Origin of the sequence: Chitinophaga silvatica (genome assembly GCF_003419895.1) — a bacterium.
In the GTDB taxonomy this organism is placed as follows: domain Bacteria; phylum Bacteroidota; class Bacteroidia; order Chitinophagales; family Chitinophagaceae; genus Chitinophaga; species Chitinophaga silvatica.
This window is the reverse complement of record NZ_QPMM01000006.1, coordinates 63,962-78,949: the sequence shown is the minus strand read 5'-3', so window position 1 is coordinate 78,949 and position 14,988 is coordinate 63,962. Positions and strand designations below refer to the sequence as shown.

Annotated in this window: 12 protein-coding genes; 3 read left to right on the top strand and 9 right to left on the bottom strand. The window is 39.6% G+C overall.

Features of this window, described 5'->3' with window-relative positions; genetic code table 11:
• Positions 1 to 25: 25 nt before the first annotated feature.
• Positions 26 to 859, bottom strand: a complete 834-nt coding sequence (locus DVR12_RS11450; RefSeq protein WP_116975818.1) for a universal stress protein — start codon at positions 857 to 859, stop codon at positions 26 to 28.
• Positions 860 to 1,010: 151 nt separating this feature from the next.
• Positions 1,011 to 2,522: a lysine--tRNA ligase gene (gene lysS / locus DVR12_RS11445; RefSeq protein WP_116975817.1), complete on the bottom strand. Its 1,512-nt coding sequence runs from the start codon at positions 2,520 to 2,522 to the stop codon at positions 1,011 to 1,013.
• Between the two features lie 288 nt (positions 2,523 to 2,810).
• On the opposite strand from lysS, the gene DVR12_RS11440 reads away from it, so the two are divergent.
• The gene (locus tag DVR12_RS11440) at positions 2,811 to 4,955 is read left to right on the top strand and encodes a S9 family peptidase (RefSeq protein ID WP_116975816.1); all 2,145 of its coding nucleotides are present in this window, start codon (positions 2,811 to 2,813) and stop codon (positions 4,953 to 4,955) included.
• A gap of 627 nt (positions 4,956 to 5,582) precedes the next feature.
• On the opposite strand, the gene DVR12_RS11435 is transcribed toward DVR12_RS11440, so the two are convergent.
• From DVR12_RS11435 to DVR12_RS11410, 6 genes are all read right to left on the bottom strand, one after another.
• Positions 5,583 to 5,921 carry a tRNA-binding protein gene (locus DVR12_RS11435; RefSeq protein ID WP_116975815.1) on the bottom strand — a complete coding sequence of 113 codons (339 nt, stop codon included), beginning with the start codon at positions 5,919 to 5,921 and terminating at the stop codon, positions 5,583 to 5,585.
• A gap of 51 nt (positions 5,922 to 5,972) precedes the next feature.
• Positions 5,973 to 6,947, bottom strand: a complete 975-nt coding sequence (locus DVR12_RS11430; protein ID WP_116975814.1) for a potassium channel beta subunit family protein — start codon at positions 6,945 to 6,947, stop codon at positions 5,973 to 5,975.
• Between the two features lie 212 nt (positions 6,948 to 7,159).
• A complete protein-coding gene (locus DVR12_RS11425; protein ID WP_116975813.1) occupies positions 7,160 to 9,454 on the bottom strand; it encodes a S41 family peptidase in 2,295 nt (764 codons plus the stop codon).
• 311 nt (positions 9,455 to 9,765) lie between these two features.
• Positions 9,766 to 10,314 (bottom strand): LPS export ABC transporter periplasmic protein LptC, encoded by a 549-nt coding sequence (gene lptC, locus DVR12_RS11420; protein ID WP_116975812.1) that lies wholly within the window; start codon positions 10,312 to 10,314, stop codon positions 9,766 to 9,768.
• A 135-nt stretch (positions 10,315 to 10,449) separates the two neighbouring features.
• A complete protein-coding gene (locus DVR12_RS11415; RefSeq protein WP_147323447.1) occupies positions 10,450 to 11,715 on the bottom strand; it encodes a hypothetical protein in 1,266 nt (421 codons plus the stop codon).
• 198 nt (positions 11,716 to 11,913) lie between these two features.
• Positions 11,914 to 12,549 carry an LON peptidase substrate-binding domain-containing protein gene (locus tag DVR12_RS11410; RefSeq protein WP_116975810.1) on the bottom strand — a complete coding sequence of 212 codons (636 nt, stop codon included), beginning with the start codon at positions 12,547 to 12,549 and terminating at the stop codon, positions 11,914 to 11,916.
• Positions 12,550 to 12,662: 113 nt separating this feature from the next.
• Here DVR12_RS11410 and meaB point away from each other — a divergent pair, with 113 nt between their 5' ends.
• Together meaB and DVR12_RS11400 are read left to right on the top strand one after the other, a co-directional pair.
• Positions 12,663 to 13,568: a methylmalonyl Co-A mutase-associated GTPase MeaB gene (meaB, locus tag DVR12_RS11405; protein WP_116975809.1), complete on the top strand. Its 906-nt coding sequence runs from the start codon at positions 12,663 to 12,665 to the stop codon at positions 13,566 to 13,568.
• Positions 13,569 to 13,633: 65 nt separating this feature from the next.
• Positions 13,634 to 14,179 (top strand): RNA polymerase sigma-70 factor, encoded by a 546-nt coding sequence (locus tag DVR12_RS11400; protein ID WP_116975808.1) that lies wholly within the window; start codon positions 13,634 to 13,636, stop codon positions 14,177 to 14,179.
• Positions 14,180 to 14,239: 60 nt separating this feature from the next.
• Here the strand turns inward: DVR12_RS11400 and DVR12_RS11395 are convergent, their stop codons facing one another.
• Positions 14,240 to 14,965 carry a hypothetical protein gene (locus DVR12_RS11395; RefSeq protein WP_116975807.1) on the bottom strand — a complete coding sequence of 242 codons (726 nt, stop codon included), beginning with the start codon at positions 14,963 to 14,965 and terminating at the stop codon, positions 14,240 to 14,242.
• Between the last annotated feature and the right edge of the window lie 23 nt (positions 14,966 to 14,988).

Sequence of the window (14,988 nt, the reverse complement as noted above, 5' to 3'; positions counted from 1 at the left end):
CTTTAATGTAAGTCAAATGTAAATATTATTCGCGTAATGTCAACAAAGGAATATGTGTTTGATAAGCCAGTTTTGAAGTTCTGCTTCTGGTGAAAATGCTTTGGAACAAACCACGTTTTTTAGGAATAGTGATGATAAGGTCTGCTTTGTTGGCATCTGCAAAATGCATTATACCCTCAACAATATTTTTATCATCAATAAAATGAAAAATCGGATTAAACTTTTCCAAAATAGTATCCAGCATCAATGTTTCGTAGGGCGTATCTGAATTGAAATTTTTATTCTTGTGATCAATATTTAACACGTGTACTTCGGCGTTAAACATATCAAGAAATTTGATTAACAAATCAATTGGGGTTGTTTCCACTATCTTTTGCAAATCTGTAGCAAATACAATTTTACTAACAGGTTTAAAAGTTCCCTGACCAGGCACTATTAAAACCGGATAATTAGTTGTTTTTACCACGTCAATTGTATTAGACCCCACCAGTACTTCTTCTAATTTAGTACCTCCTGTAATACCCATTACGATCAGATCTACTTCTTCACTTTTACATACTTCCTCAATGGTGGCTGCCAGTAAAGTATTATCTGCCCTTACAACTATTGCAATACCAGGATTGAGGAGATCCTGGAGTTCCTTCTGCATTTTTTCCAGACCCTCCATGCTCGCAGCTTTCAGATCGTCCGGATTCACCATCGGTACCATGGTAGGCACATCTGGGATAGGAACAATAAGCTCATAGGCATGGTACAACACAATGCGTGATGCACCATAATTATTTGCCAGAGAGATGGCATATACTGCAGCATTATAAGCTGTATCTGAAAAATCTGTTGGAACGAGAATAGTTTTCATATGCTAACTTTTTGATACGATGGCCAATAAACGATGTAACGTTTTAATAGCGCTTTTGTTTAATATGTGTTCAAATCCTCTTAAATAAAAAAAGAGCGAAGGTTATTAACCTCCGCTCTTACCGTTTAAATTATCTACAGATTGTAAATTTTTATGCCTGTTCAGGTCTCATCTGTGGGAAGAACAACACATCCTGAATGGATGGTTGATTTGTCATCAGCATTGTTAACCTATCGATTCCGATACCGATACCAGAAGTTGGTGGCATACCATATTCCAGGGCACGGAGGAAATCATAATCGATATACATTGCTTCATCGTCGCCTCTTTCCATCAGTTTAACCTGTTCTTCAAAGCGTTCGCGTTGATCGAGCGGATCGTTAAGCTCACTATAAGCATTAGCAATTTCCTTACCATTTACTATCAGCTCGAAGCGCTCAACCAATCCTGGTTTGCTACGGTGCTTTTTAGTTAATGGGCTCATTTCTACCGGATAATCTGTGATGAAAGTAGGCTGAACGTAATGTCCTTCACATTTTTCACCAAAGATTTCGTCTATCAGTTTAGACTTTCCGTATTTAGCATCTACGTGTATACCTAATTGTTTGCAAACGTCTCTGAGTTGTGCTTCATCCATTCCTGAGATATCGAATCCAGTATGCTCCTTAATGGCGTCATACATGGTTACACGGCGGAACGGAGCTTTGAAGTCGATAGTTTTCTCCCCTACCTGAACTTCAGTAGTTCCGTGAAGGGTAAGTGCTACTTTTTCCAACAGGGATTCAGTGGTACGCATCATCCACTCATAATCTTTATAAGCAGCGTACATTTCCATTACTGTAAACTCAGGGTTGTGGGTACGATCCATCCCTTCGTTGCGGAAATCCTTCGCAAATTCATAAACGCCATCAAATCCACCTACTATCAAACGCTTCAGATACAACTCGTTAGCGATTCTCAGGTATAAAGGAATATCCAGTGCATTGTGATGTGTAATAAACGGACGGGCAGTAGCTCCGCCAGGGATTGGTTGCAAAATAGGCGTTTCTACTTCCAGGTAACCCAGGTTGTTATAGAAATCGCGGATCGTTTGCATAATCTTGGTACGTTTGATGAAAGCATCTTTCACACCAGGATTAATTACCATATCTGCATAGCGCTGACGGTATTTGAACTCAGGATCTGAAACCGCGTCAAATACTTCTCCATCCTTTTCCTTTACAATCGGGAACGGGCGCAATGATTTGGATAACAGGGAGATTTCTTTAGCGTGAATAGAGGTTTCCCCGGTTTTAGTCACAAAAGCATAGCCTTTTACCCCAACGATATCACCGATATCCATCAGTTTTTTGAATACAACATCGTAGAAAGACTTATCCTCACCCGGACAAATTTCATCGCGTTTCAAATAAACCTGGATACGGCCAGTGCTATCCTGGATCTTGATAAAGTTTGCCTTCCCTCTATCATTAACACTCATAATACGGCCAGCCAGGCAAACGTCCTGGAATTTGTCTTTAGTTTCCTCCGAATAGTTATTTAAAATATTAACGGAAGTATCATTTACCGGATACTCGGCTGCCGGATAGGGGTCGATCCCTAAATTATGCAGCTCCTGCAGTTTTTCCCGGCGGATAATCTCTTGCTCAGATAATTGTGTCATGTTATTTATTCCCTATTGGAGTGCAAAAATAATAAAAAGGGCTGTAAGACTACAGCCCTCTTATTTTTTGACCATATCCTATGAAAACCAGCTTAAAGATAACGGGCATCACTGCTATTTATAAGCTTTCTTCACATTTGACATAAAATGGGGCGTAAATGGAGGAAAATGACCGATGGTTGGCAATATGCGCCGCCTAATGTAAAATGTTCACGCTATTATAGAGTTATGCTTATTTTCGCCAGCTAACTTTTTACAACAAAACCACCTCAGTTATATTATTTTTTTATGAGAAGCGAACGATGGTTTAAACCAACCACTATTCAGACACTTGCTTTACTGGTACTAACTGCCTCCAATTTGAGCGCCCAGCAAAAGCAAGACTTTACCTACGAAGAAGCCTTCAAGGATAAGCCAACTAATGTAACTAAGCCATTGCCCCATATTCCTAAATGGGCGGATGCTGAGCATTATATAGAAATGCGGCCTGAAGGTGGCAAAATGCAGGCATATTCAATAGACGCACGCACTGGTGCAGCCACTATTTACACAGCTCCTGTTTTAGGTCCTACTGTTAGCGTTGTAGACAATGATATCCTTTATAAAGGCATGGATGGTGTTAGCATCCGCTTAACCAATGATGCCGCAGAAGAAAAAAATCCAACTCTTTCTCCTGACGGTAAATACGTGGCCTACACCAAAAACAATGATTTATACAGTGTTGAAGTAGCCACTAAAAAAGAAACAAGGTATACCACTGACGGGTCAGATGTAGTATACAACGGATGGGCATCCTGGGTATATTATGAAGAAATTTTAGGCAGACCGACTAAATATCGTGCATTCTGGTGGAGCCCCGATAGTCGTAAAATTGCCTACATGCACTTTAACGACAGTAAGGTGCCGGTTTTCCCAATTTATAGTGAAAAAGGCCAGCATGGCTACCTCGAAAATACCCGCTACCCTAAAGCCGGCGATCCTAATCCTGCGGTAAAGTTGGGAGTAGTGCCTGTTACAGGAGGAGCAACCACCTGGGCAGATTTCAATGAAAACGACGACCAGTATTTTGGAACTCCTTTCTGGACAGAGGATAGCCGCCAGTTGTGGATTCAGTGGATGAACAGAGGCCAGGATAACCTGAAAATCTATAGCATCAACCCGGATAACGGTAGTAAAAAAGTAATCTATAACGAAGAGCAAAAAACCTGGATCGATTGGTTTGATGCCGTTCCATTCCTCGCCAATAACCAGGGTTTCTTGCTGCAAAGCGATAAAACCGGCTGGTCGCACCTCTACTGGCACAACATGGATGGCTCACTGAAAAAGCAACTTACAACCGGTAACTGGACTGTAAAAGAAGTGCTGCATATAGACGATAAAAACCTGGTAGTATACTTTACAGCACGTAAGGAAAAGTCGACCCGCTTCGATCTGTATAAAGTAAACATGAAATCGGGCGCAATGACCCGTTTAACAGCCGGGGAGTTCAACAACGTTATTAACATGGCTCCCGGAGGTAAATACTACATTAATACCTATTCCAACCTTCAAACCCCATCTAAAATGGCGTTGATGGATAGTAATGGTAAACTTATCAGGGAATTAGGCGATAGCAAGGGAAGTAATTTCGACAATTACAACCTGGCTAAAACCGCGCTTCAGACCTATACCACCAGAGATGGACTGGTATTACCGTTGACGATCACTATGCCGGTGCATATGGAAGCAGGAAAGAAATATCCGATTCTGATCAGTATTTATGGCGGACCAAATGCCGGTACTGTTTACGATACCTGGAAATTCAATGGCACCCAGCAATGGTGGGCGCAGGAAGGCGTTATTCAGGTAGCTATAGACAACCGCAGCAGTGGTCAGTTGGGCAAAATGGGAATGAATTATATCCATCGCCAGTTGGGTAAACACGAGATTGAAGATTACATGGATGCAGCAATCTGGTTGCGTAGTCAAACCTGGGCAGATCCCAACAAGATTTGCATGACCGGAGGTAGCTTTGGCGGTTATATGACCTGTATGGCATTGACCTACGGAGCTGATGTATTTAATTATGGAATGGCCAATTTTGCGGTTACAGACTGGAAGTTATATGATAGTCATTATACCGAAAGGTATATGGATACTCCCGCAGAAAACCCTGAGGGCTATAAGGCAACATCGGTAATGACATATGCAGATAAATACAAGGGGCTTATGCGTATTGTACATGGAACCATGGATGATAATGTGCATATGCAGAACGCTATCCAGTTGATTGATACACTGGAAAACCTTAATAAGCATTTCGAATTTATGTTATATCCTGGCGAGCGTCATGGATGGAGAAGTATTAAAAGTGCACATTCCAATAGCGAAAGCTATCGCTTTATCTATAATAATTTGCTGAACAAAGCATACCCTGCAAGTTTCACAAAGTAAAATCATTAATAATCAATAAGTTGGATTTATGAGTCTGGGAAACCGGATTTGTAAATCCAATTTTTTTTGATGTTGACTGATAGAAGGAGATATAAAAGTGGGAGGTCCTAAAATAGAAACAGGGCTGCAAGACTACAGCCCCGAAAAATTTTAACCATATCTTTATTGAAAAACCTAAACCAAAGGTGGCCGTTTTTATTGAATATAAAGTTCTGATTCTAGTGAATGATGCATTTTATCCCGTGAACGTCTCAAAAAAGAAGGTGAACGTATAAGACTAAAAAACGCTTCATGATAAGAATATATATAAGCAAAAAGTGCTAAGATATTGATTCATAAGAGAATCGATGTTTAAACACCTATCAGGGAGAATTTGGGGGGTAAGGAAATAAAAAAAGGGTGGTAAGAATACCGCCCTTGTAATAATTTTAACCATATCCTATGAAAAACCTAGAACAAAGATATATCGTCGAATTTTCTTCTGGGTTTCATTTCCGTGAACGATATATTATTGTTCGTAAACAGAGGATAATCGTTAATTAATTTTTATATTATTTTATTTGTAATATTATTAAAATTTAAAATTGAATATTATAACAATGTGTATGTTGATGTAAATCAATAAAACTATGCAATTCGCTGTCCGTTCATCACTTTTTTACCAGGTTGAAGCAGCGTCACCTCTTTTTCAGGCCCTACAGCACCCAATACCAAACATTCCGACATGAAGTTGGCAATCTGTTTTGGTGGGAAGTTCACAACCGCCACAACCTGCTGTCCCACCAACTCTTCTTTCTGGTATAATTGGGTAATTTGAGCCGAGGATTTACGCAAACCGATCTCCGGACCAAAATCGATCACCAACTGATAGGAAGGATTACGTGCTTTAGGGAAATCATTGACTTCCAGAATTGTTCCTACCCGCATTTCTACTTTCTCAAAATCAGCCCAATTAATTGTTTCCATGTTACTATCATTTTATGGAAAAATAGTAAAAACGCATTGGTTTCCAAATTTTTAGGCAGAAACATTCCCCATTATCAGGTCTATTTCTTCCATAATATTGAGTGTCAGGGAAGGATACAAATCAGCTGCTTTCAAATTCTCCGTCAGTTGAGTTTCTTTGGTGGCACCCAGAATAGCTGTAGTAACATTGGGATTACGAATACACCAGGCAATAGATAATATTGGCAGGGTAGTACCTAATTGATCTGCTACCTTTTCCAATTGCTTTACTTTATCGATCTTTTCCTTAACCAGGGTTTTATCTTTTAACCATTGAAATCCCTCCAGGCCTAAACGAGAATCAGGAGGTACATCATTATTGTACTTTCCGGTCAGTAACCCCGAAGCCAGCGGGCTCCAGATAGTAGTTCCCAATCCAATATTCCTATAAATATTCGCGAACTCAACTTCAACCTTCCGGCGATTAAATAGATTGTATTCCGGCTGCTCCATTGCAGGGCCAATTAAATGATTTTCACGTGCCACCATATGTGCTTCCATGATTTCCTGTGCGCTCCACTCGGAAGTGCCCCAATACAATATCTTACCTTGTTGCAGGAGAATGTTCATGGTCCAAACCACTTCTTCGATTGGAGTTTCAGGATCGGGGCGATGGCAAAAGAAAAGATCGAGGTATTCTACCTGTAATCGTTGCAGTGATTCGTGGCAGGCTTCAACAATATGTTTACGGCTCAGACCAATCTGATTGGGTTTATTTTCTTTATGTGCACCAAAAAAAACTTTACTTGAAACGTTGAAGGCACTACGTTCCCAGTATTTTTGCTTTAATACACGCCCCATCATTTTCTCTGATTCGCCACGGGCGTAGGATTCTGCATTGTCGAAGAAATTAATTCCGTTATCATATGCAATGCCCATCAATCTATCTACCAAATTATCATCTATCTGTTTATGAAATGTTACCCAGCTACCGAGAGAAAGGATGCTAAGCTGAAGCCCAGTGCGGCCTAATCTTCTGTATTCCATTTACTTCAGGTTTATAGTTAACAAAACATGATCACCACTTAGATAACAAGGATGGAGTATAAATGTTATGAACGGTAGAAATCATTACCAGATATTCTAATAACTGGCATAATTATTGAAAAATTAAGATCAAATTTTAGGTTAAAAAATAGGTTAAAGCGAAAGAACCCCACCTGCAGAGGTGGGGTTCTTTCGTTTATGCAATTAAGTTACTACTGTTGCGCCATACTAATAGCCTTTTCCAACACTTCATCCCGTTCTTCTGCGATTCCTTTCACACTTGGTTTTACCAATATATCCGGTACAATTCCAGTTAAATGATGTTTACTACCATCATGATTTTTTACTAGCATCCCTGTCCAGGAAACATTATAGCCTCCGGGTAAAGTAAAAGGATTAATATTCCCATTAGTACCTGCTGTTGGAGAACCGATGATTGTAGCTAATTTGAAATCCTTGATAAAACCCATATAACTCTCGGCATAACTGATTGCCTGGCCATCTGTCAGGAAATAAATCTTAGCGCTTAAATAGGGCGATTGGGGTTTAAGGTTCCATCCAAATCCTATAAAATCTGGTTCCTGATAATTTGGATAAATAATCTTTGGTACAAACATCCATTTAGTATCTTCTTCCTTCTTCAACAGATGGGTGATCAATTCATGATTACTGTTAGGATATCCTCGAAGATCACAGATGATAGCTTTTGCTTTTGTTAGATCATTCATCCGCGCCTTAATGGAGTCCATAGGCTCAGCATCCAGATCCAGGTAATAAATATCCGGTTTGATCCATCCTGCCGGAACTCTTTGTTTAGAACCTTTGACGTAAGCCTCCCAGGCGCTATTTCGTGTAACCTCAATAGTTACCTTGTTTCCCTTATGTAACAGCGTTAAATTATTAACAGGAAAATAAGAATCTCTGGAAAGTCTGGCAAACGCCATAACATCCTTGTATTGCGACGAACCTGAAACTCTCTCTTTCATCTCATTGATTACTTCTTCAACCGGTCGGCCATTAATTGCAGTTACTATATCTCCGGGAGCCACTCTATCAAGCAATGTGCTGTCGATTATCGATTTTACAACTACTTTATCATCCCCACGTGCCAGTATAACCGGCAGAAATTTCATCTCTCCACTACCTGGCAGGTATACCCTCATATGACCATCATGCAGTTTGCCGAGCATGCGTTCCAGGGTAACTCTGAAATCTTCAGCCGTTTTATCAGAAACTGAGGCCAGGAGGGTTGAGTGCAATAATTCATCTGGCTGTACGGAGGCATCATTCCAGTAAGGAAAAAAGTGGCGGAAGATATTCCAGGATATAATAACTCCGGCTAATCTTACGTCTAGTGAGTCGCCTGATCTTTTGTTACTTGCGAAGGAAATATATTTAGAATGCAGTGTTTCTAAGTCGTTGTTATCGGCAGTAGGATAGGTATGATCGTTATCTCCATATAATGCTAATGGAACCGAGCAGGATATTCCTGAAACCAGTGTTTGACGGATATACTCACCTGGCTTAGGGTATTTATCAAAAATAGGTTTGGCCAGCTTTCCATTGTCAAGGAATTCGGTAATACTGGAAATTAACAATGCCGATTTACCTTCTTTTTTCTCTTGTTGCTGGCAAATCAGCCGGTAGTTTGTTTTATTGGGAGTCCACCAATTATCTGGTTTGTTGTTTTCATCGTGATTCTCAAAGCTGCCATTTTCCAATGGCACTTCTTTCCAGTTATTTCCTTCCTTAACTTTCAGATGCAAATCATCTATCCAAACGTCTCCTTCTCCAATCAGCATAGCTCCAAGCACCAGCTGTTCTGCATCTTTGTCTATTATCCCTTCTATCGTATATTGTTTCCAGGTATTTTCGGAGGCCGGACGATTACCCATATTATCAAAGAAGCCGGGGCCATACTTTTTATCTACACGAGCAAATAGAGCACCCGTACCAACTGCATTTACTTTTAGCCAGCCCGTAAAGGAAAATGCCTTGCCACGAAGAGAATCTGTATTAATTGCAATAGAAGTAGGTGCAAAACCATCATTTCCTTCACTAATCTTAATTACAGGTCTGTTAATTCTTATGCTTTTATAGGTTCCGCTTTTTGCATTGTAGCTGTTTTTAACTCCCACACCAGTATGTTGCCATGCGACAATGTTATAGTCATTTTTGTTGATAGGATTAATATTAGGAAGAGAAGGTTCTTTGCCTTTATATATCAGGGCGGCCGGAGCAATTGGTTTGAATAGTTCATTCAGTACGCCCAACAATTGGTCATCATCTTTTGCACTCATTACTTTATTAACTCCATAAATGGCAAATTGATCCCAGGAAGTAGTAGCAGACTCATCCGATGGATGGAAATACTGAACATAACCATACATTTTTGCAAAGGCTGTCAGATTTCTTTCCTGTTGATCGGTTAACTGTGCCAGGGCAGGTTGACATACCAGGGCCAAAATGGCAAGGGAATAAAGGAATAGGGTAATCCTTTTTTTCATGTTCTTTTTGGGTTTTAGATTAATTAGATCCTGATCTAATATAACGCCTTATCTTCTTTGATATTTAACAAAAACCTAAACGTAAAGCTAAAAAATGAGGATTATTATCTTGATGGGGTGTATCAAAAAGGTAGAACTACATAGACAAAAAATCTCCTGGGTAACAGAATTAATAATTTTAGAAGAAGGTGTAAATACAGTATGGCAATACAGGTGAATTTGAAGTAACCAAAACTTTATCAACAGGTACCTAATTAAAAAAGCTGTATCATTTTTCTGATACAGCTTTCTGAATATTTTTAATCTCGTGGTTATTGTAATGAGGTAGAATCTTCCACGGTAATAGGTCCGCTTACTTTCAGGATCTTCTTCACGGTGAAATCTTCATTTGCTTCGAGGCCCCAGCCATGGAGAGAGTCGGTAGGGGTTTTAATAAATACTTCTTCTCTTGAATAGAAGATTTTTCGTTTAGAATCCCAGTTTAGTTCTTTGGTATCTAGTCTTTCTCCTTTTTTATTTATTACAATTACGCTATCGGAGAGGAATACATCTCCATCGTCTTCCAGGTATTTCCCTTTTTTGGCGGAAAGGGTGCTTTCCAGCCCAAGGGTATCGTTGTACATAAATACTTTTAATCCGCTATTGAATAATACGAAAGGAGGTTTATCCAGTTTGCGTTCCATAGAAGGAGCAACCAACCGGGCGGTCACTCGGCCACCCTGGCTAAACAGCACAACGATATCCTGCCCATTTTCCGTTGCTGCTTTTTTGGAATCCAGGTCCATAACGGCCTGAATGTCGTTTTCACAACTTGCGGCAGCTATAGCTATAATAAATAATAAAAATAATCTCTTAATCATCGGATCAATAATAGGCAAAGGTACAAAAGAGCTTTTAAAGCATTTTTTGATAAACTCCTAAAATTTGAAAAGCAGCAAAGAGATAATTTTATCCGCTCCTTGCTGCTTTAATATTTTTGATAACAGATTTACTGCTTAATCGTATTTACGTTTAATAAACCATTTATCGCTCAGCGTAAACCCGATGGTAGCGCGATAAACTGTTTCCTTGAGGATAGTTTCATTATTTCCACGGTGTGCCACTTCAAAAGCCACGTTGATCATACTATATTGGTTAGAGTATGGTAAACGGCGCACCGGAAGGCCGGCACCCACGGTAAAGCCTATAATAGGCATATTTTTACCATTGAAACGGAAATAATCCAGTCCATAATAGCCACCAAGACGATAAGCTACACGGTTCCAGTATCCGCTCAGGGCGTTGAGATTAGGAACGAATTGACCACCTACAGCCAGTTTCCAGGAATTTTGAACAGAATCCGGTTTGTCGAAGCTTCTGTACTGATCCCACTGGGAAGAGGTAAAATCGGCACCTACCTGCCATTTATCGTATTTTCTTAATACGAAACCTGCTCCGAATTCAGCCGGATAAACAACGGTTCCTATAGCACCTTTCGAATAATTTACTGTATCCTGGGTGATAAAGTTATCGCTGGTTGCATCATATATCATGGTTTCCTGCAATACTTCCTGGCGTGCGGTCATATCCTGTTTCAGGCTTCCGGTAGCTCCGAAAGTCAGATCCATATCTTTATTCAGCTTCGCTCTGTACTGAACACCCACTTTGTAGAAGAAGCTACTGTAGGTAGTACGAAGCATCTGATGAGATGCATAAATATCCGAAGTAGGGAATATCAGGCGGGTATTAGCTTCAACGTTTCCGAAGAGATAGCCAAGGTTTGCACCGATACTAAAGTTACCAATACGAACACCGGTACCAACATAGAACTGGTATAAACCACCACTTCCTTCATATCTGTTGGAGAGAGGTAATTTGAGAGTGTCGAAATACGTGCCGGTAGCACCTTGTTGTATGTTATAGGAAACACGGGTAACAGGGCGTAAACCGAAGTTTAATCCCCATCTGTTCCTGATAACCGGTACGCCCAATTGTAGATAGGAGAGAGTTCCAAAACCGGAAGTAAACTTAGCTCCGTTTTGGTTGATAGCTCTTGCGCCACCTTCTACACCTATGTCTAATGTTGTCAACATTAGATTATGATAACTGGCAGGGTTGATAAAATTCACTGCCTGTGCATCATTATAACCTTGAGAAATGCCACCCATACCACGGTTTACCGCATTCTGGTTATTGTTCAAATCCCCTAACCCATAGCGGGAATATGGTGAATTATCTTGTGCGCTTACCGAATTTGCCAACAGGAAAATTGTCCCGAACAAGCAAAGAATACTGACTTTTGTCCAATGCATTGAGTATCAGAATTGAGTTTAAGCCCTATTCTATTAAAAATATGGGTCTGCAAATATCTACTTTTTAAAGCGGGAAGCAAAAAAAACCAAAAAACAGCCTGTTAAATACAAGTTAAAGTTCCCTTATATAAGCCCTAAAATGCTTACCTGGTAAGCGTTTGAAAAATTTTAAATATCGCCGGCAGTAAGATTCTTAAAATGACCGTTTAGCCGTACCCGCTCCTTCAACCGTTCCATTTCGGCCATCATAGGAATTACTTTATACAAATGGCGCTTCAAATATTCTAGTCGCTGGGCTTCATATAAAAGTTGTAGCAACTCATATTCTTCATTCAATGACAATCCTGCATGGTGTGCCAAATCGTAGGCCGATAGCTGGTTATCTTCCTTCTTAAAGGTTTTATGAATCTGAAGTATTGTATGCAATTCTCTGACTCCCTGCAAAACCTCCCTTTGTAACCTGGTATTTGGCAGATCTTCATTATTTGGATAATTGACAATAGCCCCACCATATAATTTATCCGGAATCTGTTTTACCTGCTCCAGAATTCTAAATACATTCTCACCCACCGTAATTATGTCCATCTCCCCGTTCGGATACATCTTCTCAACTTTTTTGATATGCACAGTTGTTCCGTATTCCATTATTTTACTATCTATAACAGTCGGAATACCAAAAGATTTATTCTCTGCCAAACAGGAGGTAATTAATTGCTTATAACGAGGTTCGAAAATATGCAAGTTCAATTGTTCCCCAGGATACACTACAATGCCAAGCGGAAATATGGAAATAAAGTTCGTCATCAGTATAATATTACGTAATTACACTGACAACCAAAACGAAGTAAGCGGAGTTTTATATATCTTTCTTTAGAAGGATGCCTATTTTTGCTTTTAAATTATCAGCAAATCGAAAGATGTATCAGGAATATTTAACTGGTTTATTGAATGGAGATATAAGGTCGCTGGCCCGTTGCATTTCTCTTGTCGAAAATGAGGCAACAGGATATGAACAATTATTGGAACAACTTCCGGTGAATGACCATACGAAAGTAGTAGGCATAACCGGCCCTCCGGGTGCCGGAAAAAGCACACTTGTAAATTCATTGATCTCCTCTTTGCTGCATGACAATAAAAGTGTAGCCATTATTGCTGTTGACCCTTCAAGCCCATTTAATTTTGGTGCCTTATTGGGCGACAGAATCAGAATGAGTCAACATTTCAACCACCCAAACGTATTCATCCGCTCAATGGCCAGCAGAGGTGCGTTAGGTGGACTAAGCCCCAAAATTATTGAGGTAAGTGATCTGATTAAGGCAGCTGCCTTTGACTACCTGTTTATTGAAACAGTAGGAGTGGGGCAAAGTGAGGTAGAAGTTGCCGGAATTGCTGATACTACTGTTGTAGTGGTGGTTCCTGAAGCCGGCGATGAAATCCAAACAATGAAAGCCGGATTAATGGAAATAGCAGATGTATTTGTTGTTAATAAATCAGACAGAGCAAATGCTGATATTTTTGTAAAGAATTTAAGACTGTTAGCACACAGTAAACATCAGCCCGGAGGCTGGGAAATCCCGGTTGTTAAATCCGTAGCCACAAAAGATATAGGTATTACAGATCTCATCAACGCAATAAATCAACATCATATTACCATCACCGAACAACCCCAAAAACAATTAATCCTACTGGCCGACAGAGCATATCAACTCATTCAACATAAACGAATGAAAGACATCAACAAACCACAATTAATGCAGGAAATCAAAACATTAATTGAAAAAAAATCGTTTAACCTCTATCGTTATATTCAATCTAAAAATTAAGAAGCTATCATGCTCCATTCTTAACATTGGTGTAACATTGCTATTGTACATTTATAGGGCTAAAAATGCCAGTTTTCGAAATGCCTGATAGCCCTGTCCAATCACCGTTTGAAGCTCTCTTTACTGCCAACAACGAGAAAATATTTCGGTTTGCATTAAAACTGACAGGAGATCCTTTACGCGCTCAGGAAATTACCCAACAATGTTTCATAAAACTCTGGGAAAACATTCATAAAGTGCAGGAAGGACAGGATATTTTTCCCTTGCTATTCGTATACGTTAAACATATCGTAATCGATGAAGCACGCAAACACTACAGAGAACAAAAATTATTGTCAGAAGTAGCTGCCACCCAAATAACCGAACCCTCCGAAGAAACTGTAGACAAATACTACATCAGAAAAGAATTTGACCTGCAATTATCAAAAGCCATTGAACTACTTCCGGAACAAAGACGAAATGTATATCTTCTAAGCCGGCAGTCGGGCCTCAGCAACAAACAAATAGCCAATAAATTGAGCATCTCCGTTTCCACCGTTAAAAATCACCTTGGTAGCGCTCTTCAATCTATCAAACAACAAATGAATACGACCTTCGACCTGAATGATTAAAAATAAAAAGGGTTGCCTCTACAAAAGACAACCCCATTACAGTAATCAATCAATATACCTCTATAAGCCAATCACAGACGACGCCATAGTTCCCGACCTATCCGTCAGATTTACTATATAAAACCCCGGATATTGAGGCCTGGCAAACAAAAAATAGTAAGGACTTTTAGGTGTAGGAATAACCTCATTGGTAGCGGGATCTATCAGATAAGCACCGTAAGAAATGGCTGCCCCACGATCATCTTTATGTTTAAATGTGATAATCTCAGAAGATAAATGTTTATTCTTCAACCCTTTTACTACCAATTCATCCACAAAGACATTTCCAGGTTGTCTTATTGAAATAATCTTCAAATCTATTGTTGAGTATTTATAATAGTCACTCAGGTTACAATAGACTTGCAACTTTATAGAATCTGGACTTATATCCATTACTGGTACTGCAAATCCACTCATCCCCAATGTAGTACTGGCAAGAATTTTAAAGCTTAATGTATTGTTCATTGGAACTGTGATCACCGTGTCTGCAATCAAATCATTACTTCCTGCAACAGTGTAGCTCAATTTGCCAGATTGCCCTGCAGGTAAGGTAATTGATCTTACTCCACTCATCAAAGAATCCATGACAACGCCGTTCCATTTAATATTTATCATAGGAGTACCAGGTAAATTGGCCACTGTAGAGGAAACACTCCCGAAATACTTATGCGTAGGCATTTCACCTTTCCGACAGCTCATCACCACGATTAATGAAACTATCAGTATTAAAACATTCTTACTTTTCATTTATAAATCAGTTTAATATTTTT